Source organism: Stenotrophomonas sp. STEN029 (assembly GCF_056760015.1).
The window spans coordinates 26,087-49,276 of the sequence record NZ_JBRREC010000023.1; the positions used below are offsets into that span (position 1 = coordinate 26,087).

General features: G+C 66.5%; 23 protein-coding genes and 2 pseudogenes. 20 read left to right on the plus strand and 5 right to left on the minus strand.

The features are described 5' to 3' along the window. Window positions 1–11: 11 nt before the first annotated feature. On the minus strand, window positions 12–587 hold the full coding sequence (locus ACVOLI_RS07435) for a PIN domain-containing protein (protein WP_003109777.1): 576 nt from the start codon (window positions 585–587) through the stop codon (window positions 12–14). After that, a complete protein-coding gene (locus ACVOLI_RS07440; protein WP_003050245.1) occupies window positions 584–1,054 on the minus strand; it encodes a helix-turn-helix domain-containing protein in 471 nt (156 codons plus the stop codon). Before ACVOLI_RS07440 ends, ACVOLI_RS07435 begins: the two co-directional genes overlap by 4 nt. 203 nt (window positions 1,055–1,257) lie before the next feature. Between ACVOLI_RS07440 and ACVOLI_RS07445 the strand changes: the two genes are divergently transcribed. The 16 genes from ACVOLI_RS07445 (at window position 1,258) to ACVOLI_RS07520 (ending at window position 15,297) form a co-directional block, all read left to right on the plus strand. Continuing rightward, a complete protein-coding gene (locus ACVOLI_RS07445; RefSeq protein WP_003105635.1) occupies window positions 1,258–1,641 on the plus strand; it encodes an integrative conjugative element protein, RAQPRD family in 384 nt (127 codons plus the stop codon). Then, window positions 1,638–1,871: a TIGR03758 family integrating conjugative element protein gene (locus ACVOLI_RS07450; protein WP_003050225.1), complete on the plus strand. Its 234-nt coding sequence runs from the start codon at window positions 1,638–1,640 to the stop codon at window positions 1,869–1,871. The genes ACVOLI_RS07445 and ACVOLI_RS07450 overlap by 4 nt, the downstream gene beginning before the upstream one ends. Before the next feature lie 16 nt (window positions 1,872–1,887). After that, window positions 1,888–2,247, plus strand: coding sequence for a TIGR03745 family integrating conjugative element membrane protein (locus tag ACVOLI_RS07455; RefSeq protein WP_003090173.1), 360 nt, complete (start codon window positions 1,888–1,890; stop codon window positions 2,245–2,247). Between the two features lie 11 nt (window positions 2,248–2,258). Next, entirely contained in the window at window positions 2,259–2,657 is a 399-nt protein-coding gene (locus tag ACVOLI_RS07460; RefSeq protein WP_003105639.1) for a TIGR03750 family conjugal transfer protein, read from the plus strand. Beyond that, complete coding sequence (locus ACVOLI_RS07465) at window positions 2,654–3,346, plus strand: PFL_4703 family integrating conjugative element protein (protein ID WP_003105641.1); 693 nt, start codon at window positions 2,654–2,656, stop codon at window positions 3,344–3,346. The genes ACVOLI_RS07460 and ACVOLI_RS07465 overlap by 4 nt, the downstream gene beginning before the upstream one ends. Further along, complete coding sequence (locus tag ACVOLI_RS07470; protein WP_003105643.1) at window positions 3,343–4,254, plus strand: TIGR03749 family integrating conjugative element protein; 912 nt, start codon at window positions 3,343–3,345, stop codon at window positions 4,252–4,254. Before ACVOLI_RS07465 ends, ACVOLI_RS07470 begins: the two co-directional genes overlap by 4 nt. Continuing rightward, window positions 4,244–5,662 (plus strand): TIGR03752 family integrating conjugative element protein, encoded by a 1,419-nt coding sequence (locus tag ACVOLI_RS07475; RefSeq protein WP_003109776.1) that lies wholly within the window; start codon window positions 4,244–4,246, stop codon window positions 5,660–5,662. Before ACVOLI_RS07470 ends, ACVOLI_RS07475 begins: the two co-directional genes overlap by 11 nt. 1 nt (window position 5,663) lies before the next feature. Continuing rightward, entirely contained in the window at window positions 5,664–6,092 is a 429-nt protein-coding gene (locus tag ACVOLI_RS07480) for a TIGR03751 family conjugal transfer lipoprotein (RefSeq protein WP_447914603.1), read from the plus strand. Beyond that, a complete protein-coding gene (locus ACVOLI_RS07485) occupies window positions 6,092–8,983 on the plus strand; it encodes a conjugative transfer ATPase (RefSeq protein ID WP_003105079.1) in 2,892 nt (963 codons plus the stop codon). The genes ACVOLI_RS07480 and ACVOLI_RS07485 overlap by 1 nt, the downstream gene beginning before the upstream one ends. A gap of 24 nt (window positions 8,984–9,007) precedes the next feature. Beyond that, window positions 9,008–9,775: a DsbA family protein gene (locus tag ACVOLI_RS07490; protein ID WP_003090202.1), complete on the plus strand. Its 768-nt coding sequence runs from the start codon at window positions 9,008–9,010 to the stop codon at window positions 9,773–9,775. A 175-nt stretch (window positions 9,776–9,950) separates the two neighbouring features. Further along, window positions 9,951–10,445, plus strand: coding sequence for a JAB domain-containing protein (locus ACVOLI_RS07495; RefSeq protein ID WP_003090203.1), 495 nt, complete (start codon window positions 9,951–9,953; stop codon window positions 10,443–10,445). Between the two features lie 164 nt (window positions 10,446–10,609). Continuing rightward, window positions 10,610–11,056 (plus strand): TIGR03757 family integrating conjugative element protein, encoded by a 447-nt coding sequence (locus ACVOLI_RS07500; RefSeq protein ID WP_003109772.1) that lies wholly within the window; start codon window positions 10,610–10,612, stop codon window positions 11,054–11,056. After that, window positions 11,053–12,003, plus strand: coding sequence for a TIGR03756 family integrating conjugative element protein (locus tag ACVOLI_RS07505; protein ID WP_003109771.1), 951 nt, complete (start codon window positions 11,053–11,055; stop codon window positions 12,001–12,003). Before ACVOLI_RS07500 ends, ACVOLI_RS07505 begins: the two co-directional genes overlap by 4 nt. 9 nt (window positions 12,004–12,012) lie before the next feature. Beyond that, the gene (locus ACVOLI_RS07510) at window positions 12,013–13,407 is read left to right on the plus strand and encodes an integrating conjugative element protein (protein WP_003109770.1); all 1,395 of its coding nucleotides are present in this window, start codon (window positions 12,013–12,015) and stop codon (window positions 13,405–13,407) included. Further along, window positions 13,404–13,763, plus strand: coding sequence for a hypothetical protein (locus ACVOLI_RS07515; protein WP_003090212.1), 360 nt, complete (start codon window positions 13,404–13,406; stop codon window positions 13,761–13,763). The genes ACVOLI_RS07510 and ACVOLI_RS07515 overlap by 4 nt, the downstream gene beginning before the upstream one ends. Window positions 13,764–13,776: 13 nt before the next feature. After that, a complete protein-coding gene (locus ACVOLI_RS07520; RefSeq protein ID WP_003090214.1) occupies window positions 13,777–15,297 on the plus strand; it encodes a conjugal transfer protein TraG N-terminal domain-containing protein in 1,521 nt (506 codons plus the stop codon). A gap of 11 nt (window positions 15,298–15,308) precedes the next feature. Here the strand turns inward: ACVOLI_RS07520 and ACVOLI_RS07525 are convergent, their stop codons facing one another. From ACVOLI_RS07525 to ACVOLI_RS07535, 3 genes are all read right to left on the minus strand, one after another. Further along, window positions 15,309–15,674 (minus strand): DUF3742 family protein, encoded by a 366-nt coding sequence (locus ACVOLI_RS07525; RefSeq protein WP_003090216.1) that lies wholly within the window; start codon window positions 15,672–15,674, stop codon window positions 15,309–15,311. An 84-nt stretch (window positions 15,675–15,758) separates the two neighbouring features. Beyond that, window positions 15,759–16,391 (minus strand): RES family NAD+ phosphorylase, encoded by a 633-nt coding sequence (locus tag ACVOLI_RS07530; RefSeq protein WP_003090219.1) that lies wholly within the window; start codon window positions 16,389–16,391, stop codon window positions 15,759–15,761. A 12-nt stretch (window positions 16,392–16,403) separates the two neighbouring features. Beyond that, the gene (locus ACVOLI_RS07535; RefSeq protein ID WP_003109769.1) at window positions 16,404–17,030 is read right to left on the minus strand and encodes a hypothetical protein; all 627 of its coding nucleotides are present in this window, start codon (window positions 17,028–17,030) and stop codon (window positions 16,404–16,406) included. Between the two features lie 315 nt (window positions 17,031–17,345). On the opposite strand from ACVOLI_RS07535, the gene mobH reads away from it, so the two are divergent. The 4 genes and pseudogenes from mobH (at window position 17,346) to ACVOLI_RS07555 (ending at window position 22,967) form a co-directional block, all read left to right on the plus strand. Beyond that, entirely contained in the window at window positions 17,346–19,193 is a 1,848-nt protein-coding gene (mobH, locus tag ACVOLI_RS07540; RefSeq protein WP_003109768.1) for a MobH family relaxase, read from the plus strand. Window positions 19,194–19,486: 293 nt separating this feature from the next. Continuing rightward, window positions 19,487–20,683, plus strand: a pseudogene (locus tag ACVOLI_RS07545) (efflux RND transporter periplasmic adaptor subunit). A gap of 92 nt (window positions 20,684–20,775) precedes the next feature. Next, a pseudogene (locus ACVOLI_RS07550) lies at window positions 20,776–21,257 on the plus strand (efflux RND transporter permease subunit); the annotation flags it as partial. 228 nt (window positions 21,258–21,485) lie between these two features. Continuing rightward, window positions 21,486–22,967 (plus strand): hypothetical protein, encoded by a 1,482-nt coding sequence (locus tag ACVOLI_RS07555; protein ID WP_003116800.1) that lies wholly within the window; start codon window positions 21,486–21,488, stop codon window positions 22,965–22,967. Window positions 22,968–23,190 lie beyond the last annotated feature (223 nt).

Consider the following 23,190-nt stretch of genomic DNA (forward strand, 5'->3'; position numbering starts at 1 on the left):
CTCTCGGCGGGTCAGAGAATGGTGCGATAGGTCGCCAGCACCTTGGTCGTTTGCACAAGGCCCTGGCGCAGCAGGATTTCGAGATAGCGGTCCACCTCGATCGGCGGATGCTTGAGTTGGGCACGCTGGCGCTGCGCAGCCGACACCACGGCGGCCGCGTCCAGATCCAGTAGGTTGTCCACAAACTCATCGGGGTGCTGCGATTCGATGCCGTACGGAGCCAGCAGATCGTTCGGGAAATCCCGTTCGTTGAACGTCACAATCACGCTCGCACCGCAGCGAATCGCCGCAGCCAGGACGTGCCGGTCGTCCGGATCGGGCAATGTCAGGCCTGCCACGAGCGCTTCGTAGCCCTCCACCAAGCCGTCCGGAATTGCCCGGTCCATGAGATCCGACGTCCTGTCGACCTGAACCCGGGTGAGATCGGGGCGGTTGATCAACAGGTTGCGTTTCCACTCCTCATGAATGGCTTGGCTCCACCGCGCCCGGAAGCGGCCAGACAGGCCGAGCCACATCAGGAAATCCCGCAGTGGCGCGGGATATAGAACGCACGCGTCGTAGACGGCGGTGAATGGGGAATGCCTCATTCGTATCCCATTCCCAACTCTTGCGACTGCTGAGCGAGTTCGGCCATCGCCTGCTCACTGGCGCGCTCGCGCGCTTCCTTGTACTGCATCAGATCGGCGAACCTCACCCTGCGGTGCTTGCCGGTGCGATGAAATGCCAACACCCCATCTTCGAGCAGCTTGACGAAATGGGGACGGGACACGTTGAGCAAGTCCGCCGCCTCTTGGGTCGTCAGCTCTGCATGGACGGGCACCACCTTTACTGCATTGCCATCGGCCAACTCGGCCAGGATGTCGACCAGCAGGCGTAAAGCCGAGGTAGGCAGTTCCACCTGATGAGCCTGTTTGTGGTCATCAAAGATCTGGATGTGCTGCGTCTCGAACTGGGTTGCGAGGTAAGCCGCCAAGGCACGTTGACCCTGGACGGCTGCCTTCACCTCTCCCGCGGCGGGAAGGGTCATCTTGGATTGGGCAGTGGCGGTGGTCATGGGTAGCTCCTAAGCGAAAACGGTTGCAGAGCCGATCATATTCGAAATACTCGAAAAACGCAATAATCGAAGCGCGACCCGTGCTTTTGTAGGTTCGCTCGCAGCATGCCCAATCCGGTCGTCCGCCAGTTCCTATTGTTTGCGGCCTGAAACAGCCCTGATCTCCACGATCAACCCATTGCTGATCACACAGGAATGGCGCGATGGTGGCTTCGATCTGGCTGCGCGCCGCGCATCGCGGCGTGCCCACTTGTTTCGTGACGGCCCTCGTGCTGGGCCAGTCCCCGATGGCATTGGCCGAGTCCCCGGCGCAGCGCCAGGAGTTGGTCGCCGCGCTGCGCCAGCTCGACGCGCTGGAACGCACCGTCGCGGACAGCGCCGCGCATGCCCCCATCCAGCCGGGCGAGCGCTACCACTTCGATTACCCACGGCTGCTGGCTGACCTGGCGCGCGTGCGCGCCGGCATCCAGTTCCACCTGACGCCATCACGCGCTCAGCCGCGCGACCCCTCCGAACTGGCCGGCGACTACCGCACCGAGCGGGCCGCTTCGCCATCGCCGAAGACGACTGCGGAGGGCGAGCAATGAACGGCGCCCAGGTCTCGGCATTTCAAGCCAACAGCGGTATCGCGCCTTCCGCGATGGCGACCGTCCTGGTCGGCGTCGTGTTCGCGGTCCTGCTCGTGTGGGGCGTCTGGGCCATCCGAACGGCCTATGTGGGGTGGTCCGAGAGCCGCCTCAACCAGCGCCAGTTCCTCGGCGTCTGCATCCGCTTCGTCGCGATGTACCTCGTCCTGAGTTTCTTCCTCCTGTCCTGACATGAAAGGCCCGACCATGCACAACCGCAACCTCACTTCCCGTTTTGCCCAGCGCGCCGCCGTGGCCCTGGGCGCCGCCGCGCTGCCCGCACTGTCGTTCGCGCAAGGTCTGCCGCAGTTGGAGAACCCGACGCGCGGCACCGGCAACGGCATCATGGAGACCATCCGCAACTACGGCTACGACATCATCATGCTCGTGGCCCTGCTGGTGGTGGCGTCGATGTTCATCGGCGTCTGCTACCACGCCTACGGCACCTACGCGGAGATCCACACCGGCCGCAAGACGTGGGGCCAATTCGGCCTCACGGTCGCCATCGGCGCCGTGCTGCTCGTGATCGGCATCTGGCTGCTCACCGAAGCCACCGGCATCCTGTAAGCGAGGCCGGTATGTCCGAGCAGCAGCACGTCCGTGCGGACGGGACGGTCACGTTCCTTCCGCACCGGCTCAACCGCCATCCCGTGGTCGTGCGCGGCCTCACCGCCGACGAGCTGTGGATCTGCTGCGGCCTGTCCGGCGCGGCCGGCCTGCTGGTCGGCGCGCCGCTTTCGTGGGTGTTCCGCACGATCGCCATCGCACCGACGTTCGTTGTCCTGGGCGTGGCCTTGGGCGTGTTCATCGGCGGCGGCATCCTGCGCCGCCTCAAGCGTGGGCGCCCCGACACCTGGCTGTATCGACAGTTGCAGTGGCGCATCGCAACGCGCCATCCGCTGATGGCCGGCTGGGTGGGCGGCCACGTGCTGATCTCGCGCTCGGGCTTCTGGTCCACCCGCAGGAGCATGCGATGAGCCGCTTCAAGAACGAGATCGCCCACCTGCAGGCGCACATCAAGACCTTGCGCCTGGGCGCGGGCGCGCTGGTCATTGTCGCCCTGGTCATGGGCGGCGGCTGGTGGAGCGCGCCGCGCGACCTGACCATCCACGTCCCGCCCGACCTGCGCTCTGGCAGTACCCGCAAGTGGTGGGAAGTGCCGCCCGAATCGGTCTATGCGTTCACGTTCTACGTGTTCCAGACGCTGAACCGCTGGCCGACCAATGGCGAAGAAGACTACTCGCGCAACCTCCATACGCTCTCGCCGTACCTCACCCCGTCCTGCCAGGCCTTCCTGCGGGCGGACTATGACTACCGCCGCTCCACGGGCGAGCTGCGTCAGCGCGTGCGCGGCATCTACGAGATTCCCGGCCGCGGCTATGGCGACGACCCCACGGCGCGCGTGCGCACCGTATCCGATCGCGACTGGGTGGTGACGCTGGACATCACGGCGGACGAGTACTACGGCGCCGAGCAGGTCAAACGCGCCCTGGTGCGCTATCCGATCAAGGTCACGCGGGTGGACGTCGATCCCGCCCGCAACCCGTTCGGCCTGGCGCTGGACTGCTACGAAGGCGCGCCCCAGCGCATCAGTGCACCGGAGCCGGCGCGCCCGGCGCCGAGTGACCTGAATCCGCAAGCGCCTCAAGGAGGAAACACCCCATGAAGCATCCTGTACTCGCGCTGCTGGGGCTACTGGCCGTGGCCGCGGCACCCGTCGCCCAGGCGGTGGAGATCCTGCGTTGGGAACGCATGCCACTGGCAGTGCCGCTGAAGGTCGGTCAGGAACGCATCGTATTCATCGACCGGAACGTGCGCGTGGGCGTGCCCGCAGGCGTGGGCAAACGCCTGCGCGTGCAGAGTGCGGGCGGCGCGGTGTACCTGCGTGCCAGCGAGCCGATCGAGCCCACGCGGTTGCAACTGCAGGACGCCGACACGGGCGCGCTGATCCTGCTGGACATCGCAGCCGAACCGCCCAAGGACGGGGAAGCCGAGCTGGAGCCGGTGCGCATCGTCGAGGGTGACAGCGCACCGGGACGCTATGGCGAGCAGGCCGACAGTGCCGAGGCCCCGGCACGCGCCCAGGGCCAGGCAGGTGCGCGGACCGCGCGGCGCGAAACTCCGGTCCCTGTCGTGCTGACGCGCTTCGCCGCGCAGAACCTCTACGCACCGCTGCGCACCGTCGAGCCGCTTCCGGGCGTCATGCGGGTCAACCTTCCCCGCGACCTCGACCTGGACACACTGATGCCAACGCTGCCGGTGCGCGCGGCCGTGCTCGCGTCGTGGCGCCTGGAAGACCAATGGGTGACTGCCGTGCGCCTCACCAACACCGGCGCCGACTGGGTCGCGCTCGACCCGCGCGTGCTGCAAGGCGATTTCCTCACCGCCACCTTCCAGCACGAGGCGCTGGGCCCGCGCGGCACGACCGAGGACACGACCGTGCTGTACCTGGTCACGCGCGGCCGCGGCCTCGCGCAGTCGCTGCTGCCGGCGATTCACCGCTTCGACCCTGCCGTGCATCTGCCGCAGCCGGACGGCGACGAGAACGCCAAGGAGGCCCGCCATGCGCAGTAACGGCCTGCTCAAGTGGCTGATGATCCCTGTCGCCATCCTGGTGCTGTTCGCCGGTATCCGGCTGTTCTCGGGTGGAGGCGGCACGGCGCCACCCGCGGCGGACAACGGCGCCCAGCTCACGCCCGAGGAAATGAAGGCGCTGGGCATCGAAGGCGACACCCCGCGCGACACCGTGGCGACGCTCGTTGCCCAAGTGAAGCAGTTGCGCACCGAGCTTCAGACCGCGCTCTCGGACAACAAGTCGCAGCGTGAAGAGAACCAGCGGCTGCGCCAGCGCGAGAACTCCATCGACCAGCGCATCAACTCGGCGCTCGAATCCGAGCGGTCCAACCTGCGCCGCGACCAAGAGCAGGCGGCCAGCGCGCGCCAGCAGACCGAAGGGCTGCTCGCCGACCTGCAGCGGCGCCTGGACAGCATCGGCGGGCGCGGCGGCGGCCATGCGGACCTGCCCGTGGGCCTGGGGCTGCAGGGCGGCGACGAGGCCGGCATGGAGGGCGGCGTGCGGTGGGTCGAGCCGGACGACGCAAAGCCCGCCGAGGGGCGCAACGGGGGGCGTGGCGCGAGCGGCGGCATGAGCTTCCCCACGAGCTTCGGCCCGGCGCAGAGCACGCTCGAAACCACCGCTGAAACCGTGGCCAACGCGGGCGCCCGCGCCGCCGGGGTCAAGAATGCCAAGCCGGTCTATACCGTGCCGACCAACTCGACGCTAATGGGATCGGTGGCGATGACGGCCCTGATCGGCCGCGTGCCGATCGACGGCACGGTCAACGATCCCTATCCGTTCAAAGTTCTGGTCGGGCCGGACAACCTGACCGCCAATGGCATCGACATTCCCGACGTGGCCGGCGCCGTGTTCAGCGGCACCGCCTCGGGCGACTGGACGCTCTCGTGCGTGCGAGGTCAGGTGCGCAGCATCACGTTCGTCTTCAACGACGGCACGATTCGCACGATCCCCGAAGACCGCGAGGGCAACCAGCAGAACAACCAACAGCGCGACGGCTTGGGCTGGATCAGCGATCCCCACGGCATTCCTTGCGTCAGCGGCGAGCGGCGCAGCAACGCCCAGCAATACCTCGGCTCGCAGGCCCTAATCACCGCGGCCGGTGCCGGTGTGGCCTCGCTCATCGAGAGTGGCAGCGGCCGCATGTCCTATGTCGGCTCGGACGGCTCCATCGGCACCGTGGGCATCACCGGCCAAGAAGCGGTCGGCCAGATTCTCGCGGGCGGTGTCCGGGACATGTCGGCCTGGGTCAACAAGCTCTACGGCCAAGCCTTCGCCGCCGTCTATGTCCAACCCGGCGCCAAGGTTGCCGTCCACCTCGAAAAGCCGCTCGCCATCGACTTCGATCCCGAAGGCCGCAAGGTCGATCACCGCGCAGGAGAAAGCCATGCCCTTGAACTTGACTAACCTGGCCCGTGGCCTAGCACTGGCCCTCGCCGTCGCGGTGCTCGCCGGCTGCGCCACCAGCAAGGAAAAGCTGTTGACCCACGGTGACCGCACGATGATGGACATCTGGCAGCAGGAGGCCGGCGACGGCGGTGGCGCAGCCGGACGGAACGCCGGCCGCCAGTTGCTCGATGCGCGCCAGAGCCTGCGTCGGCCCCTGACCGACGCCGACGTGCAGGCCGCACCTGTCGAGCAGATGCGCTACACGCGCACCGCGCGCAATGAGGTTCACCGCCAGTTCCAGCGTCTGCCCAATCCCGATCTCGTGATGTACGTGTACCCGCACCTGGCCGGCACCGACCCCGTTCCCGTGCCGGGCTACACGACGGTTTTCCCCTTGTACCAGCGCGTGCAGTACGCGATGCCTGGCGAGAGGACGGAGGACTACTGATGCGGTGGAAACTTCCATGGCCGAAGCTGGCTGCCGTCAGCGCCGAAGACACCGCCGCCGACGAGCAGCCGGACGGCTGGCAGCGCCACGTCGAGGCCTTGCAGCAAGCCGGCATCCCCGAACCCGGCGCCGCGGTCCAGGGCCGCAAGCCGGCGACCGTGGCCGACGAGCAGGCGCTGTACGACGTCGCACCGTCCTTCGTGGAACTGCTGCCCTGGGTGGAGTTCTTGCCCGAGTCGAAATCGATGCTCCTGGAGGACGGCCAATCGGTGGCCGCCTTCTACGAGCTGGTGCCGCTGGGCACCGAAGGCCGGGAACCCGGCTGGCTCGCGCATGCCCGCGACGCCCTGGAAAACGCGCTTCAGGACAGCTTCGATGAACTGGACGAGAACCCGTGGGTGCTCCAGCTCTATGCCCAGGACGAACCGAGCTTCGACCAGTACATGCAGACCTTGCGCGATTACGTGCAGCCACGTGCGCGCGGCTCGGCGTTCACCGAGTTCTACCTGCGCTTCTTCGGCCACCACCTGCGCGCTGTGGCCAAGCCCGGCGGCCTGTTCGAGGACACGGTGGTCACGCGGCTGCGCTGGCGCGGCCAGACGCGGCGCGTGCGCATGGTGGTGTACCGCCGCGCGAGCGGACAGGGACAGGCAAACCGCCGCGGCCAGACACCCGAGCAGATGCTGGGCATCGTCTGCGACCGCCTGTGCGGCGGCCTGGCGAACGCCGGCATCCAGGCCCGGCGCATGGTCGCGGCCGACGTCCACGACTGGCTGCTGCGGTGGTTCAACCCGCGCCCCACGCTGCTCGGGCCTGGGGTGGAGGACCGGGAGCGCTTCTACGCGTTGGCGCGCTATCCGGACAGTACCGAGGAAAGCGAGGCCGGCGAGATCGAGCTGGCGAGCGGGCGGGATTTCAGCCAGCGGCTGTTCTTTGGGCAGCCGCGCTCGGACGTGGCGCAAGGGGCCTGGTACTTCGACGGCATGCCGCACCGCGTGCTGATCACCGACCGGCTGCGCATGCCGCCCGGCACCGGGCACCTGACCGGCGAGACCCGCAAGGGGGACGCGATCAACACGCTGTTCGACCAGATGCCCGAGGACACCTTGATGTGTCTCACCATGGTGGCCACGCCGCAGGACGTCCTCGAATCGGACCTCAACCATCTGGCGAAGAAAGCTGTGGGCGAGACGCTGGCGTCGGAGCAGACGCTCAAGGACGTGCATGAAGCCCGCTCCCTGATCGGCAGCGCGCACAAGCTCTACCGGGGCACTCTGGCGTTCTACCTACGCGGGCGCGACGAGGCGGAACTGGATCGGCGCGGCCTGGACCTCGCGAACGTGATGCTCAACGCCGGCCTGCAGCCGGTGCGCGAGGACGACGAGGTGGCGCCGCTCAACAGCTACCTGCGCTGGCTGCCGTGCTGCTACAACCCCGGCAAGGACCGGCGCCGGTGGTACACGCAACTGATGTTCGCCCAGCACGCGGCGAACCTGTCGCCAGTATGGGGCCGCGCCCAGGGCACGGGGCATCCCGGCATCACGATGTTCAATCGCGGCGGCGGCCCGATTACGTTCGACCCCTTGAACAGGTTGGATCGGCAGATGAATGCCCATCTGTTTCTATTTGGCCCCACCGGCTCGGGGAAGTCCGCCACGCTCAACAACCTGCTGAACCAGGTGACGGCCATCTACCGGCCGCGGCTTTTCATCGTGGAAGCCGGCAACAGCTTCGGCCTGTTCAGCGACTTCGCCAGGCGCCTGGGCCTGACCGTGAACCGGGTCAAGCTGGCCCCCGGATCGGGCATCAGCCTGGCGCCGTTCGCCGACGCACGCCGGCTGATCGAAACGCCCAGCGACGTACAGACGCTCGATGCCGACGCGCTGGACGAAGACCTGCCCCCCGATGCCTCGGCCATGGAAGCGGACGAGCAGCGCGACGTGCTGGGCGAACTGGAGATCACAGCGCGGCTGATGATCACGGGCGGCGAAGACAAGGAAGAAGCGCGGATGACGCGGGCCGACCGCTCGCTGATCCGCCAGTGCATCCTCGACGCCGCCGAACATTGCGTGGCCGAAAAGCGCACCGTGCTCACGCGCGACGTGCGCAACGCGCTGCGCGCCCGTGGCCAGGACCCGACGCTGCCCGAGATGCGGCGCGTGCGGCTGCTGGAGATGGCGGACGCGATGGACATGTTCTGCCAAGGCACGGACGGCGAGATGTTCGACCGTGACGGCACGCCGTGGCCCGAGGCCGACATCACGCTGGTCGATCTGGCGACCTATGCCCGCGAGGGCTACAACGCGCAGCTCTCCATCGCCTACATCAGCCTGATCAGCACGGTGAACAACATCGCCGAGCGCGACCAGTACCTGGGCCGGCCGATCGTCAACGTGACCGACGAAGGTCACATCATCACCAAGAACCCGCTGCTCGCGCCCTATGTCGTGAAAATTACAAAAATGTGGCGCAAGTTGGGCGCCTGGTTCTGGCTGGCGACGCAAAACATCGACGATCTGCCGCGCGCCGCAGAGCCCATGCTCAACATGATCGAGTGGTGGGTGTGCCTGTCGATGCCGCCGGACGAAGTGGAGAAGATCGCCAGGTTCCGCGAACTCTCGCCGGCGCAGAAGGCGCTGATGCTCTCCGCACGCAAGGAAGCGGGCAAGTTCACCGAGGGCGTCATCCTCTCCAAGAGCATGGAAGTGCTGTTCCGCGCCGTGCCGCCAAGTCTCTACCTCGCGCTCGCGCAAACCGAGCCCGAGGAGAAGGCAGAACGCTACCAGCTCATGCAGCAGCACGGCGTCAGCGAGCTGGATGCCGCCTTCAAGGTGGCTGAGAAGATCGACCGGGCACGTGGCATCGAGTCGCCGACCCTGGACCTGCCCTGAATCTGCCGTACACCGGAGAACGCCATGGAACAGAAACGCCCATCCATTCCGATGCAGGTACAGGCGTTCCGCCGTCGGCGCTGGAGGCTCAGCTGGCCCTGGGTGTTGGCCGCCGTGCTGGTAGCGCTGCTGCTGATCTGGCTCGTGTCCCGCTATTCTGGCAAGTCCACTCCCCAGACTTCAACGCCGGTCAGCGTGACGCAGGTGGCCGGGCCTCCGTGGCAGATGGGAAATCCGGAAGGGCGTTTCACGCTGACGCTCTACGCGGACCTCGAATGCCCGTTCTGCCGATCCTATTTCCCAGTGCTCAAGCGTTGGGTGGCCGGCAACGCGGACGTGGCCTTGCAATGGCACCACCTCCCGTTGGCCGCGCATGAGCCGGCCGCGTCTGCCGAAGCGAGCCTGGCGGAGTGCGCCGGCGAATCTGGCGGCCATGCCGCCTTCTGGCAGGCTGTCGAGTGGGTCTATGCCCACACGCGCAGCGACGGCCAGGGCTTGCCCGAGGACCTGCGGTACCCCGACCTTACGCCAGCCATCGAGCAGTGTCTGGCGAGCGAACGGCCCGAGGCGCCGATCCGCACCCAGACGGCGGAAGCCACGAGCAGCGGCGTGACCGCCACGCCGTCGCTGCGGCTGCACGATCGCGAAACCGGCAAGGCGATCCTACTGCAGGGTCCGATCGAGGGCGATGCCTTGCTGTCGGCCATGGACATGCTCGCGGCCGGCGATCCCGCCGCCACACCTACTACATCGGAAATGCCTGCCGACGTCGTCGGCGACATGCCCAGGTAGCCCCGGTCTTCAAGGCTACGGCGCAGTCCACTGCGCTGACCGAAACCCGTTCGCCTCGCATCCTGGCCGCGAACGATCACCGCTGCCGCGGTGATGGATGCACCTTGTTCGTTCCCCAGGAGGGCTTGCCCTCCCAGGGCGCGCGCCCTCCGATCTCACCGTCTGGAGGTTCGCCATGTCTTTCGTCGTCAATGACTCCTGCCTGGAGTCGCTTTCCGCCATCGCTGCCCAACACGAGGACTGGATCATCCAGCAAGCCATTGCACTGCTGGAGAAGCGGGTTTTCAAAGCGGGTGCGAAACTCCTCGACCCCACGGCCGTGCGCGACTACCTGCGCGTGAAGCTGGTCGCCGAGCCCAATGAGATATTCGCCGCGGTGTTCCTGGACAGCATGCACCAGGTGCTGGCCTACGAGCCGTTGTTCAGGGGCACGATCAACTCGACTTCGGTCTATCCGCGTGTCGTCGTGCAGCGTGTGCTGGAGTTGAAGGCCGCCGCGGTGGTCTTCGCGCACCAGCACCCCTCGGGCATTTCCGAGCCGTCGAGCGCGGATCGCATGCTGACCCAGCAACTGCAGGCCGCGCTGGCGCTCATCGATGTGCGGGTACTGGACCACATCATCGTCGGCCAGGGTGCCCCGTTCTCCTTTGCGGAGTCCGGCCTGCTGTAAGGGTTGCACTGCTTCGTTGATCAGCGCGGAGGCTTCGGCCTCCGCTTTTTTCTTTGCGGCGACGCAAGCAGGTATGCGGGGTGGCCGCGATGCGCATTGTTTGTTGGGGCCGCCTGGGGTTCGGCGTTTGACTATGGCCCTGATCAACTTCCGGGGCACATGACATGCCAGCAGCTTTTACCCGGTTCGCACCAGGCTGGCGAACCCTTGGCCTGGCCGTGGCGCTGCCGACGTCTCTGGCGGTGTTCAGCCCGGCCACCTTCGCCGCCGACGTGGTGGTCGTCACCGACAGCCGCCACCCGGTCAAGACCATGGGCGGCGAGCGACTGATCGAGTTGGGCGAAACGCCCCGGATCGAGGCCGAGCTTTCCGCGAATCTTCCAGCCGACCCTGAGCGGGCAGCAGCCATCGTCCGGCAACGCCTGAAGCAAGGCGGCACCGATCTTCAGCGCCGCATCGGCACCGCCTACCAGGGCGTCACCGACGCATGGAGTTTGGGTGTCACGACCATCCCGGCCGTCGTGGTGGATCAACGCTTTGTGGTCTATGGCGAGCCGGACGTGGCCCGGGCCGTCGCGCGCATCGAGCAACACCGGAGGACGCAGCCGTGACCCATCGCCCATTCGACCTGCTGCGCCGCCTGCGCGTCGCCGTGGCCTCGCTGCTGCTGATCAGCGCCACGGGCAGCTACGCCTTGAACACCGCCACCATCGTGTCCTCCGTCATGTCGCCGGACTGCCTGGAGTACCGGGTGGTGGGCATCTGCTACTGGCTCTACTGCACCTGGACGGGCTGCACGGTGCGCACATCCACCAAGGTCCGGCACTACGTGCCCGATGCGGTCGTCTCCAGCTACAGCAACACCGGAGAGAACCCCTGGGTCGAGGTGCAGGCGATGAGCACGCCCAACCCATCCGCACAGGCAGGTGGGGATGGGACCACGAACGAAGACCACGACAACAACCTCGCCAAATTCAAGAACAGCGATGTCATCGGCCATCCTGGCGGCGAGGTATTCAACCAGTTCGCATCGTCGTCGGGCTATTTCTGCCAAGGCGCGGGCACGGCCTTCATGCCGTATCTACTCAGCACCCTGGACACGCTGGCTTGGCGCTACAACGTGCCTGAAATGGCCTACCCGGAGGCGTTGATTCCGGGCATGCGCGAGGTCGGTGCGCGCACCACGATGAACCTCTGGGGCAATGTCTATCCGCGCGGCGGCTTCCTGCATCAGACCGATGACTACAAATCCGGGGCCGTCGTGGCCCAGCGCGCCGGTGATGTCGTCACGCGCCGCGGGCAGATCCACGTGTACCAGCCGCTGCTTGCCAACGCCCGCGACGGCTACTGGCCGGCCGGCGCGCTGATGGAGGGTGATGCCTCTACGGGCAAGTGGCAGGAGCTGACGCCGCGCCTGTCCAACACCTGCGTGGTGTTCCCGCACAGCGGCACGCTGACCCAGGCCCAACAAGGCGACTACGCCTGGGCGCTGTGGCGTCCCTATGCGTGCTGCGAACGCCGCGGGCAGGTGTTCCTGGGCAGCGTCGATTTCCTCTGAGGTGCCACGATGAAGCGTCCTGAATCGATGAACCTTTCCGCCAAGGCGTGCCGCCTGCTGCGCCCGAAGGCGCTGGCCGGCCCGCTCGCTCTGGTCTGCGGCCTGGCGTGGGCGCAGGTCGGATACCAGAACAGCGGCCCCGTCCTCGGCGATGACGTCATGTACTCGATCGGCGGTGGCAGTGCGGTGTCCATGGGCCGCGCGGCCGGCATGCGCTCCATCGGGGTCGGCGTGGGGTGGAACAGCAACCTGATCTGCGGCGACATGAGCATCCAGACCACGCTGCGCAATCAGCTCAACGGCATCACGAACGGCTTTCAGCAGATCATGAGCAACGTGATCCAGAGCGCGACCAGCGCGGTTGCATCGCTGCCGGCGCTGATCATTCAGCGCGCCGATCCGGGCCTGTACAACCTGCTGACCAACGGCGTGCTGCAGGCGCGGCTGGACTTCGACCGCTCCAAGCTGACGTGCCGCGCCATGGCGGAGAAGATGGCCGAGACTGCGGGTGGCCAGCTTGGCTGGAGCCAGATGGCCGAAGGCATGGCCTTGCGTGACGCGGTTGGCAGCAACGATGCCGTGTCGGCCGTCGAGCAGGCCGAGACGCGCCGCGGCAACGACGGCCTTCCCTGGGTGGGCGGCAGCAATGCCGGTGGCGCAGGCCAGTCCGCCATCCGCGTGGTCGGCGACGTCACCCGCGCGGGCTACAACCTGGTCAACGGGCGCGGCGTGACGGACACATCCTCCATCGCGTCCACCAGTTGCGCGAGCCTGTCCTGCCAGACCTGGACGTCGCCGCAGCAGGCGACCGAATGGGCCACCCGGGTCCTCGGGGAACAGGTGCAGCGCACGTGCGATTCCTGCACCAAGACCGAGACGGTGCCCGGCGTCGGGCTGACGCCGCTGATCCAGGAGGAGTACGAAGCCAAGCTGGAAGTCTTGCAGGAACTGGTTTCCGGCGTGCGCAACACCACCTTCGAGAACTTGCGCGAGGCCGGCAGCACGTCGCTGCCGATCACGCGCGGCGTCATCGAGGCGCTGCGCGACGAGCCGGACCAGGACCTGCTGGCGCGGCGCCTCGCGTCCGAGGTGGCGCTTTCGTCGGTGCTGGAGAAGGCACTGCTGCTCCAGCGCACGCTGCTCACCGGCAAGAAAGAGCCCAACGTGGCAGCCAACGAGTTGGCAGTCGAGGCCGTGAACCACGAGAGCGACACGCTCGACCGGGAGATCCGCAACCTCAAGACCGAACTTGAACTGCGGCGCGAGCTGGCGAACAACTCGCCGATGGCCATCATCCAGCGCCATGGCACGCGCGCGGCAGGCTCGCGCGGCATCTATGAGGGCGATCCGGTGCCCGACCGCCTCGACCAGTTGCAGAAGGGCAATCCGGGAGGCCGGCCATGAGCGCGGAGCGCATGGCCTGGCGCCCCTTGCGCTGGCTCATCAGCCGGCGTGCGGCGAAAGCACTGCTGTGGGCGGCCGTGATCGTCGCCGCTGCGGTGGGCGCCAACATCGCCGGCATCTATCTCGTTGGCAGCGTGGCCGGCTGGGAGCGGTGGCTCGCGGCCGCATCGGGCTACTTCTTCGTGTGGCGGTTGTTCCTGTACGGGGCGACGGCCTGCGGCTGGGTCTGGATGCGGCGGCGGCTGCTGGCGCGCGAGGACAGCACGCTGGCCCGACGCCGGCTGATTCGCGCTGAGGTCGCCGGCATTGTTGCCATCGTGGCGCTGGAAGCCAGCCTGTTGATGCAGGCCGCTTGAGGGGATCGAGGCCATGACGCTTTTCACGACCGACTACCTGGAGTACTACCTAACCCTCGTGTCCTGGATCGTCAACAACGGCATCTGGGCGGTCCTCGTATCCAGCGGGGTATTCGCGCTGCCTTTCGTCGCCATCATCGTGCAGGAGTGGTTGAAGGCCCGTGCGGAAGGCGCCGACGAGGGCAACAAAGGCGTGCTGAGCGCCGCCCGCATCGAGAACCGGGTCTTCGTCGCCATCGTGGTGGTGATGTTCGCCGGCATTCCGTTCATCGACGTGGACCTGAACACCATCCAGTACGACAGCTCGCGCTCGGCCCAGTGCCAGGTCAGCGTGGCGCAGCCCGGGGATACCGGCTGGTCGCAGTCCTTCAGCACCATCAACAACCAGTCGGCGAAGGTGCCGGTGTGGTGGGCGTTCATGCACGCGCTCTCGCGCGCCGTCACGGGCGCTTCGGTGGCAGCGATCCCGTGCGGCACGGACCTGCGGCAGATGCGCATGGAGATCGACGCTACGCGCATCGATGACCCGGTGCTGGCTCAGGAAGTAGCGGATTTCTCGCGGGATTGCTATGGGCCTGCACGGGCCAAATTGTTCATGCAGCGCCCTCAGCTCGATGAGCAGCAGATGCACGACGTGACCTGGATCGGATCGCGGTTCTTCACCGACACGAACGGCTACTACGACACATACCGTTCCAGCACCCCACGCGAGGACTGGCCCTATGACAGCACCCGCGACGCAGGGCTTGCGCAGGTGGCCAGCGGTGGCGGCTACCCGACCTGCCGCCAGTGGTGGAGCGATGGAAGTAACGGCCTGCGGGCACGCCTGCTGGGTCAGGTGGACCCGAGCCTGTTGAGTCGCCTGGCGGGCTGGGCCGGGTTCCTGAGCCGGGCCGAGGTGGACGACTCGGTGATCCGAGCCATCGCGTCACCGCGGCAGCAGAAGTTGAACCAGGGCAGCGTCTATACGGACTACGGAGGCCAGATCGACAAGACCTTGCCGAACATCGTGACACGGGCCACGGGAGACGTTGGGATGGCCGTCGGCGCGATTGCCGCGTTTCCCGCCATGGACGTCGTGAGACAGTCTCTACCCATGGTCCTCGCCTTGCTCAAGATGGCGCTGGTCATCTGCATCCCGCTCGTGCTGGTCGTGGGCACCTATGACCTGAAGACGGTCGTCACGGTCAGCGTCGTGCAATTCGCGCTGTTCTTCGTGGATTTCTGGTTCCAGCTCGCTCGCTGGATCGACAGCACTATCCTCGATGCGCTCTATGGCTGGGGCTTTGGCTGGAACCGGCCACACACGAACTTCGACCCGCTGGTGGGGCTGAACAATGCGTTCGGCGACATGCTCTTGATGTTCGTCGCGGGCACGATGTTCCTGGTGCTGCCAGGATTCTGGCTGGCAAGCCTGACCTGGGTTGGAATTCGGGCGGGACATGCCATTCAGGGGTTGTCGGACGGCAGCAAGAGCGCCGGCCAAGCCGGGGGCAAGGGGGCTGGGGCACTCACGGGAGGCAAGCTGAAGTAGCCCGGAGTCCGTCAGTCGTCGGTGTACAACTCGTGCGACGTATCGTTGTACAGATTGGGATCGTAGCCCGGTGTCTTGCGCAGTTCTGTGAGATCGGTGAAAGGCCACTCGTCCTCGTCAGAGGTATTGGCAGCAGCAGCCCACGCCGCCGCCACGACGCCCAACAACACGAGTGCGAACCAAAAAGCAACGTAGAGCAGCAATCCCACCACAGACAGCTTGACCACCCACACGAGCGCGGTGGCAACGGCCGCCGGCACCCCCTTGGACACCAACCAGTTCGACGCCCGACGTTCGCCGCGCGCGTAGGCGCGCCATCCGCGGCCAAAGGTGCGGCCGAGGCGTTCTGCGGTGCTGATGCGGGTCGTGGTGTTCATGGTCGTCTCCTGCTACAGAGGGATGCCTATTCCAGTTTGGTCCATTTCATTCTGTTTGGGGCTTCAATGTGCTCTCTTGCCGCTTCAGGACGCTTCGTCATCCGGTTCCACCGGCCCGGGATCAGGCTCCACGCCGACGCGATACGTGGCAACGAAGCGCGGCCAGTCCACATGGTCCACCAGGTCGATGTCATCGACAACGCCGACTCTTGCTGCCGCACGCTCGAACAGGGCGATGCTCTTGGCGGGATAGTTGTTGCGCGACGGATAGAGCACCCCGTCGAACAGCGGCTGGCCATCATCGCCGAGCATCGCATGCACCTGGGCGGACACCTGCTGCGTGTGCGTGTAGTCGCGGCTGGCCAACTGTTCCAGGTTCAGGCCGAAGTAACCCGCCATGACACCCTCGGCCGTGAGATCGGCCAAGCGCACGTCGTCCAGGACCCCCACGGCCCGCACGAGCCGGCTCTCGACTTCCTTCAGCGCAATCGAGCGCTTCTCGTCCGCCAGCCACTGGTGCTTGTGAAACACCGACTCCATCAGCGCCGTGGACAGGTCGCGGCCCAGGTAGAGCACGCCGTAGGTCCGCGCCGGGTCGTCGTAGCGATTGGTGCCGCTGCGGCCATAGTACAGCGGGCTGCCCCGATAGACGACGCGGCTCACATGCTGGAGCAGTTCACCCGCATCGATCAAGAACAAGGGCAGTTCGCGGCTCATGGCGGTCTTGCCTCAATGCACCTGGACGCCCAGCACGTTGAACACCGCTTCGGCCACGTCATCGATTGTGCCATGCGTCACCGCATCCACCGGCGAGCGTCCGCCCAAGCCTTCGAGCGGTTCGGATAGTGCGCGGTAGATCGTCCAGTGGTCGATGCCCTCGACCTCTTGAAGCACGGTTTGGGTCAACTGCTGCTTCACCGGGTCGAGCTGCCAGTCGGGCAGCTTCTGGCCGCGCGGCCCCACATTCAGCGCCAGCAGCCGGCGCGCGAGGATGTCCTTGTAGATCTGCTGGCGCGACTTGTCCGCCAGCTTGGCGTACTCGGGGATCGGCAGGTTGTGCGGCTGGTTGAAGGATTCCAGCAACACGGCGCGGCCTCGCTGGACGTCGGTTTCAGTCGGGGTCCAGCGCGTTTCGGTGCGCAGCGCGGCCGCCTTGCGCGCCAGGGCCTGCTCCACCGTTTCGCCTTCGAGGTTGGCTGGCAGTTTTACCGCCTCCACGCGCTCGTGAATGAACGCCTGCAACTCGGCCGCGAAAGCCGGCGCATCCCGGATTTCAACGGTATCCGCGAAACGGCGCACGTCCTCCACGGTGACGCGCGGCAGACGATCGGCAATGAATTCAATGGCGGTGGGCATGGTCATCTCCCAAGCAGGTTTGAGACAGGATTCACTCTAGTCGCCCTTGTCGCATTTGTCAACTTAGTCGCCTGAGCGAGAGCCTACCTGCCGGGGGTAGCGTCCCCGCAGCATAGGCAGGGGCCAGCGCCAGGTCTCCGTCCAATCCATTCGTGCGGGTTCCACATTGACGCTGGAGACGCAACCCAGGCCCGGCTATACCGAAACGGTTAAAGGCCAAAGGGCCGAAACGGCAAGGGAATGGGGTGCAAGGGGAAAGGCCCTACCTCGAAAAGGCGAAAAGGCCTCCCGGCCGGCCCCCCAGAGGACACCCGCATGCTCTCCCTGTTCCAGCGAAAACGGCCCCCGGTCGCTGCCCCGTCGCCAGCGCCCGCCACCGACCTCCCGAAAGGGTTGCTGCGGCCCGAATCGGCCGCATCGCTGCTGGCAACACCGCGCCGGCAGAAGCTGCTGGAACACATCTGGCAGCGCACGTCGCTGTCGCGGCGGCAGTTCGCCACCCTATACCGCACGCCGCTGGAGCACTACGCCGAGTTGGTCCAACAATTCCCCGCATCGGAAAGCCATCACCACGCTTACCCCGGCGGCATGCTGGATCACGGGTTGGAGATCGTCGCCTATGCGCTCAAGCTGCGGCAGTCCCATCTGCTGCCCATTGGCGGCAGTCCCGAAGACCAGGCGGCGCAGTCTGAAGCCTGGACTGCCGCAGTCGCTTATGCCGCGCTGCTGCACGACATCGGCAAGATCGCCGTCGATCTGCACGTCGAACTGTCCGACGGCTCGCTGTGGCACCCCTGGCACGGCCCGCTGCACCAGCCATACCGCTTCCGCTACCGCGACGATCGGGAATATCGGCTCCACAGCGCCGCGACAGGTTTACTCTACCGTCAACTGCTCGACCGTGATGCCCTGGACTGGCTCAGTGGCTATCCCGACCTGTGGGGACCGCTGCTCTACGTCCTGGCCGGCCAGTACGAGCGCGCCGGCGTGCTGGGCGAACTTGTCGTGCAGGCCGACCGGGCTTCGGTGGCCCAGGAACTGGGCGGCGATCCGGCCCGCGCCATGGCTGCACACAAGCATGCGCTGCAGCGCAAGTTGCTCGACGGGCTGCGCTACCTGCTCAAGGAACAGTTGAAGCTGAACCAGCCGGAAGCCTCCGATGGCTGGATCACCGAGGATGCCTTGTGGCTGGTAAGCAAGACGGTCTCGGACAAGCTGCGTGCGCACCTGCTGTCACTAGGCGTCGACGGCATCCCCGCGAGCAACACCGCCGTCTTCAACGTGCTGCAGGATCACGGCATGTTGCAACCGACGCCGGACGGCAAGGCGGTCTGGCGCGCGACCGTGACCAGCACGACTGGCTGGTCCCACTCATTCACCCTGCTGCGTCTCGCTCCCGCGCTGATTTGGGAGTCTGGAGAGCGGCCAGCGCCCTTCGCAGGGGCAGTGGCAATCGACGGGACACCGGCACCCAACAATGCCGATGCCTTGGTGCCCTCGCCGGCAATGACGGCAAAGCCAGCCACCGACGATCAAGAGTCCCTTCCATGGGAGGGCGTCGACGCCGCGACTCCGGTTCACTTGCCTGCCGCACAAGCCGCACCCGATGTCATGGAGGACCTGCTGGCGATGGTAGGAATCGGCGATTTGCTTGTTCCCCAACAGGATGCGGAAGCCGTCTCGGGCGACGCACCCGCCGCTGGCCCTCAAACGCCACCGCCAACCTCGATGGTGCCCGTGCCGTCATCAGCGCCGGTGCCCACGTCCTCGTCGGCGCAGCCATCGGGCGAGCACTTCATGGCGTGGCTGAAACAAGGTATCGCTACCCGCCGGCTGGTCATCAACGACGCGAAGGCGCTCGTGCATACGGTGGGCGACACGGCCTACCTGGTCAGCCCCGGGGTATTCCAACGCTACGCACAAGAACACCCCCAGGTCGGGACTCTCGCCAAGCAGGAGAACCAGCAGGATTGGCAATGGGTACAAAAGCGCTTCGAGCGCCTGCAACTGCATCGCAAAAAGCCCAGGGGCCTGAACATCTGGACGTGCGATGTCACAGGCCCCAGGAAGTCCCGCCGCCTGTATGGCTATCTATTGCACGATGTTCGGCTCCTGTTCGCAGAGCCACCACCGAACAATCCTTACTTGTCACTTCTCGCGTAACCGGCGGCTCAAGAGCCGTCCAAAAATGCGACGCGGCGGACCAATCCGCAACGGCGCGAATCAGAACGTCGATATCGCTTGACCTCAAGTTTTGAGGCTTTGTAATGCCGCCGAGGTCGGTTTGCGCGCGCGTTCTGCGACGAGACGAGAAGCCGACAACCAACGGGATTCGATCTCTGCCGCATCTGTCGCTCATGGTCTTGCGCTGCCAAGAAAGCAGCGTCAGGGGACAGCGTGCAGCGCGATCGCGCTCGCTTCATTCGCTTTACGACCTGACCACGGAACCTGTTCAGATGACGACTTCCAGCTCCGACCCTCGCGGCGTGCGCCTGCTTTGGATACTGATCTCCCTCAGCGCGATGGCGCTCGCAGGTTGTAAAGAGAACGCCGGAGCTGGCGCCGGAGGCCATCCACCGCCGCCGCAAGTCAGCGTCGCGCAGGTCGAGATCAAGCCCATCACGTAATGGGACGAATACAACGGACGCATCGAAGCCATCGAGAGCGTCGAGCTGCGCCCACGGGTGTCTGGCTACGTCGAGCGGGTCGCCTATCGCGAAGGAGACGAGGTCAAGAAGGGCGATGTGCTCTTCATGATCGATGCCCGAAGCTACCGCGCGGAACTGGCCCGGGCCCAGGCGCAATTGACCCGGGCGCGCAGCGAAGCCGGCCGCAGCAGAAGCGAGGCGCAACGTGCCAAGGTGCTGGTCGAGCAGCAGGCTGTCTCCACCGAGGCCTGGGAGCAGCGCCGCGCCGCTGACGAGTCCGCGCAGGCTGAGGTGCAGGCCGCGCAGGCTGCGGTGGAGACGGCGCAGTTGAACCTGGAGAGGACCCAAGTGCGCTCGCCCATCAACGGGCGCGCCAGCCGTGCCCGCCTTACCGCAGGCAACCTGGTGGCCGCCAGCGATGCAGCCAGTGTGCTAACCACCATCGTGTTCCAGGACAGGGTCTATACCTACTTTGAGGCCGATGAGAAGGCGTTCCTGCGCTACTCGCGCATGGCGCGCAAGGGAGAGCGCCCCAGCGAGCGAGGCGGCCAGCTGCCGGTCCAGATCGCCCTGGCGGACAAGGCGGACTTCTCTCACACCGGCACGGTGGACTTCCTCGACAACCAGGTGGACCGGGGCAGCGGCACGATCGCCGTGCGCGCGGTGCTGGACAACAAGGATCGCGTTTTCACGCCGGGCCTCTATACCCGCGTGCGACTGGTCGGCAGCGGCGAATTCTCGGCCGTGTTGATCGACGACAAGGCGGTGCTGACCGACCACGACCGTAACTACGTCTACATCGTAGACAAGGATGGACTGGCGCAGCGACGTGATGTGAAACTGGGTGGCAGTTCCCATTGGCTGCGCATCGTGCGAGGGGGGCTGGCGGCGGGCGACCGCGTGATCGTCAACGGCGCGCAGAAGGTGTTCTTGCCGGGCATGCCTGTGCAGGCCACGGCGGTGCCCATGGTGGCTGCTGCGGCGCCCGCGTCCGCCACCAAATGAAGCACCACGCCGGAGCGCGCCACCGATCGGACGTATCACACAACGAGCGGCGCGGCGCGCTTCCCCCTGGACTCCTTTCAAGGTATTAGCCCATGGACCTCTCCAAGTTCTTCATGGACAGGCCGATCTTCGCGGCTGTGCTGTCGATCGTCATCTTCGTCTCGGGCCTGCTCGCGATCCCGGCGCTGCCGATCAGCGAATATCCCAAGGTCGTGGTGCGCGCCGTGTATCCGGGCGCCAACCCCAAGGTGATTGCCGAGACCGTGGCGACACCCCTGGAGGAGCAGATCAACGGCGTCGAAGGCATGATGTACATCAAGTCTGTCGCCGGCTCCGACGGCGTGCTGGTGACCACGGTCACCTTCCGTTCTGGCATCAACGCCGATGACGCGACGGTGCGGGTACAAAACCGCGTCGCCCAGGCTCAGGCCCGGCTGCCCGCGATGTGGTGCGCCAGGGCATCACCGTCCAAAAGCAGTCCCCCGCCTTCCTGATGGTGGTGCACCTGACATCGCCCGATAAGCAGTACGACACGCTGTACCTTCGCAACTACGCCCGGCTGCACGTCAAGGACAGTTGCACATCGAGCCGCGCAAGACCGACAACGAGTAGTCCTGTCCCAAGCAGTCGGGCGTCCCGGCGTGCCGCCGTCGCGCTGTCGTGCTGCGCATTGAGCCTCGCTGCGCGAGTCTCGCCCCTGTCGGGCTTCCATCGCTGGCGCCTCCGGCCCGGCTCGCTGATCCGTGCCTGCGCGCTCCGCTTGCCGAAAACCGGCGTGCGTGGGTGGCGTGAGGGGGCGGTCTTGCTGTGTCCCTTCGCCGACGACCACGCCGCGCAGGAAGCCACGTTCTATGGTGCGCCGGAATGGCAGCGCAGCCCGTCCAAGCTGCGCGAGCGCCTGACCGAGCGCGAAATCGACGCCGCGCACGCGCTGGTGCGCTTCGTCGGGCTGGACGCCTACCGGCAAGCAGGCGGCGGCATCCGCCGCGACCTGTTCGCGGAAGGCGATGCCGGAACCTACCTCACCGATACCGCAGTGCTGGAAACGCTCGTGCGCGACAAGCTGGCAACGCTGGCCGAGGACGTGCGCGCCGAGGGCTGGGCATGGGTGGAGGCCGTGCCGCATCTGGCCTACGAGGAACGGCAGGCGTTCCAGAACGCCCCGCGCCACCGCCGCGAGCCGACCACCCGCGAGGCCCGCCGCATCGCCTCGCTGGAAACCCGCCTCGAAAAGATCGACGCCGAACTGGAAGAAGCCTGCGACGCCGAGGACGAGGCCAAGGCCGAGAAGCTGGAACAGCGGCGCGATCAGGTGGTCGGAGAACTGCAAGACGCGGAGAATGCCTTGCAAGGCTACGCCCCCGAAGTGCGCGAGGTGGCCGGTGCCATCGTCACCATCGACCGCAACGGCGAGGCTGTTATTCATCGCGGCCTGCTGCGCGAAGCCGAGGCCAAGGCGCTGCGCACGCTGGAAAAGCTGCGGCGCGGCTTCGGCAGCACCGAAGGCGAAGCCGCCAACGAGGAGCACGAGGACGCCGACGACCCGCCCAAGGCCGCGAGCCTGTCCGACCAGCTGGCGCAGCGGTTGAGCGCCCACCGCACGGCGGCGCTGCAAATCGAAGTGGCCCGGCATCCGCACGTCGCGCTGGCCGCGCTGGTGCATGGCATGGTGCAGAAGGTTTTGCAGGACAGCTACCACGGCCACGACCTGCCGCTGGGCGTGAGCCTGAAAGTGCAAGACCGGCTGGAAGGCATGGCCCCGGACTGGCCGGAGTCGCCCGCCGCTGTGGCGCTGCGCGAACTGCAACAGGTAGCCGGGGAAGCCTTGCCGGAGGACAGCGCCGAACTGTTCGCCGCGCTGCTGGCGAAGTCGCAAGACGAACTGGTGCGGCTGCTGGCCGTGTGCGTGGCTTCCACGGTGGACGTGGTGACGCCCCGTGCCACGCCGCACCAGCCCGGCGCAGAACTGGCGCAGGCCGTGGGCCTCGACATGGCCGCATGGTGGAAGCCGACCGCAGAAGGCTACTTCAAGCACGTTTCCAAGGCCGTGATTCTGGATGCCGTGGGCGCGTTTGCACCGGAATTCGTCACCCGGCTGGCGAAGCTCAAGAAGGCCGACATTGCCAGCGAGGCCGAGCGGCTGGCCGATGGCACCGGCTGGATGCCCGCCATCTTCAAGGCCGAAGGCCCGCAGGAGGCCGCGCAGGAAGAAGGCCCGGAGCAGGACGCCCCGGAGGATACCGAGGCAATGGCGGATGAACCCGCCGAGGCACTGGCCGCTTGACCCGCGCCGAAGGCAAGCGCCCCGGCCTCGACCGGGGCGCTTCGCTTTGTGTGGTGGCGCATCGAGACGAAGGAATAACCGCGATCAGCACCGCGCCCCCCCCGGGCCGCCCCGGGCCGCGGGGGCGCCGAATCCGGGTGGCACCCTGGGCGCGCCCGGTGTTAAACGCCCATTGCCGGATTAAAAAGCCCCCACCAGACGGGGGGCGAGCGGGCGCGCGGTT

Coding starts and splice junctions, on each gene's coding strand:
- ACVOLI_RS07510 (WP_003109770.1), top strand. CDS start 12,013: ATGAAGCGTCCTGAATCGATGAACCTTTCCGCCAAGGCGTGCCGCCTG.
- mobH (WP_003109768.1), top strand. CDS start 17,346: ATGCTCTCCCTGTTCCAGCGAAAACGGCCCCCGGTCGCTGCCCCGTCG.
- ACVOLI_RS07455 (WP_003090173.1), top strand. CDS start 1,888: ATGCACAACCGCAACCTCACTTCCCGTTTTGCCCAGCGCGCCGCCGTG.
- ACVOLI_RS07520 (WP_003090214.1), top strand. CDS start 13,777: ATGACGCTTTTCACGACCGACTACCTGGAGTACTACCTAACCCTCGTG.
- ACVOLI_RS07490 (WP_003090202.1), top strand. CDS start 9,008: ATGGAACAGAAACGCCCATCCATTCCGATGCAGGTACAGGCGTTCCGC.
- ACVOLI_RS07485 (WP_003105079.1), top strand. CDS start 6,092: ATGCGGTGGAAACTTCCATGGCCGAAGCTGGCTGCCGTCAGCGCCGAA.
- ACVOLI_RS07525 (WP_003090216.1), bottom strand. CDS start 15,674: ATGAACACCACGACCCGCATCAGCACCGCAGAACGCCTCGGCCGCACC.
- ACVOLI_RS07515 (WP_003090212.1), top strand. CDS start 13,404: ATGAGCGCGGAGCGCATGGCCTGGCGCCCCTTGCGCTGGCTCATCAGC.
- ACVOLI_RS07460 (WP_003105639.1), top strand. CDS start 2,259: ATGTCCGAGCAGCAGCACGTCCGTGCGGACGGGACGGTCACGTTCCTT.
- ACVOLI_RS07495 (WP_003090203.1), top strand. CDS start 9,951: ATGTCTTTCGTCGTCAATGACTCCTGCCTGGAGTCGCTTTCCGCCATC.
- ACVOLI_RS07530 (WP_003090219.1), bottom strand. CDS start 16,391: ATGAGCCGCGAACTGCCCTTGTTCTTGATCGATGCGGGTGAACTGCTC.
- ACVOLI_RS07440 (WP_003050245.1), bottom strand. CDS start 1,054: ATGACCACCGCCACTGCCCAATCCAAGATGACCCTTCCCGCCGCGGGA.
- ACVOLI_RS07465 (WP_003105641.1), top strand. CDS start 2,654: ATGAGCCGCTTCAAGAACGAGATCGCCCACCTGCAGGCGCACATCAAG.
- ACVOLI_RS07535 (WP_003109769.1), bottom strand. CDS start 17,030: ATGCCCACCGCCATTGAATTCATTGCCGATCGTCTGCCGCGCGTCACC.
- ACVOLI_RS07435 (WP_003109777.1), bottom strand. CDS start 587: ATGAGGCATTCCCCATTCACCGCCGTCTACGACGCGTGCGTTCTATAT.
- ACVOLI_RS07500 (WP_003109772.1), top strand. CDS start 10,610: ATGCCAGCAGCTTTTACCCGGTTCGCACCAGGCTGGCGAACCCTTGGC.
- ACVOLI_RS07475 (WP_003109776.1), top strand. CDS start 4,244: ATGCGCAGTAACGGCCTGCTCAAGTGGCTGATGATCCCTGTCGCCATC.
- ACVOLI_RS07470 (WP_003105643.1), top strand. CDS start 3,343: ATGAAGCATCCTGTACTCGCGCTGCTGGGGCTACTGGCCGTGGCCGCG.
- ACVOLI_RS07445 (WP_003105635.1), top strand. CDS start 1,258: ATGGTGGCTTCGATCTGGCTGCGCGCCGCGCATCGCGGCGTGCCCACT.
- ACVOLI_RS07450 (WP_003050225.1), top strand. CDS start 1,638: ATGAACGGCGCCCAGGTCTCGGCATTTCAAGCCAACAGCGGTATCGCG.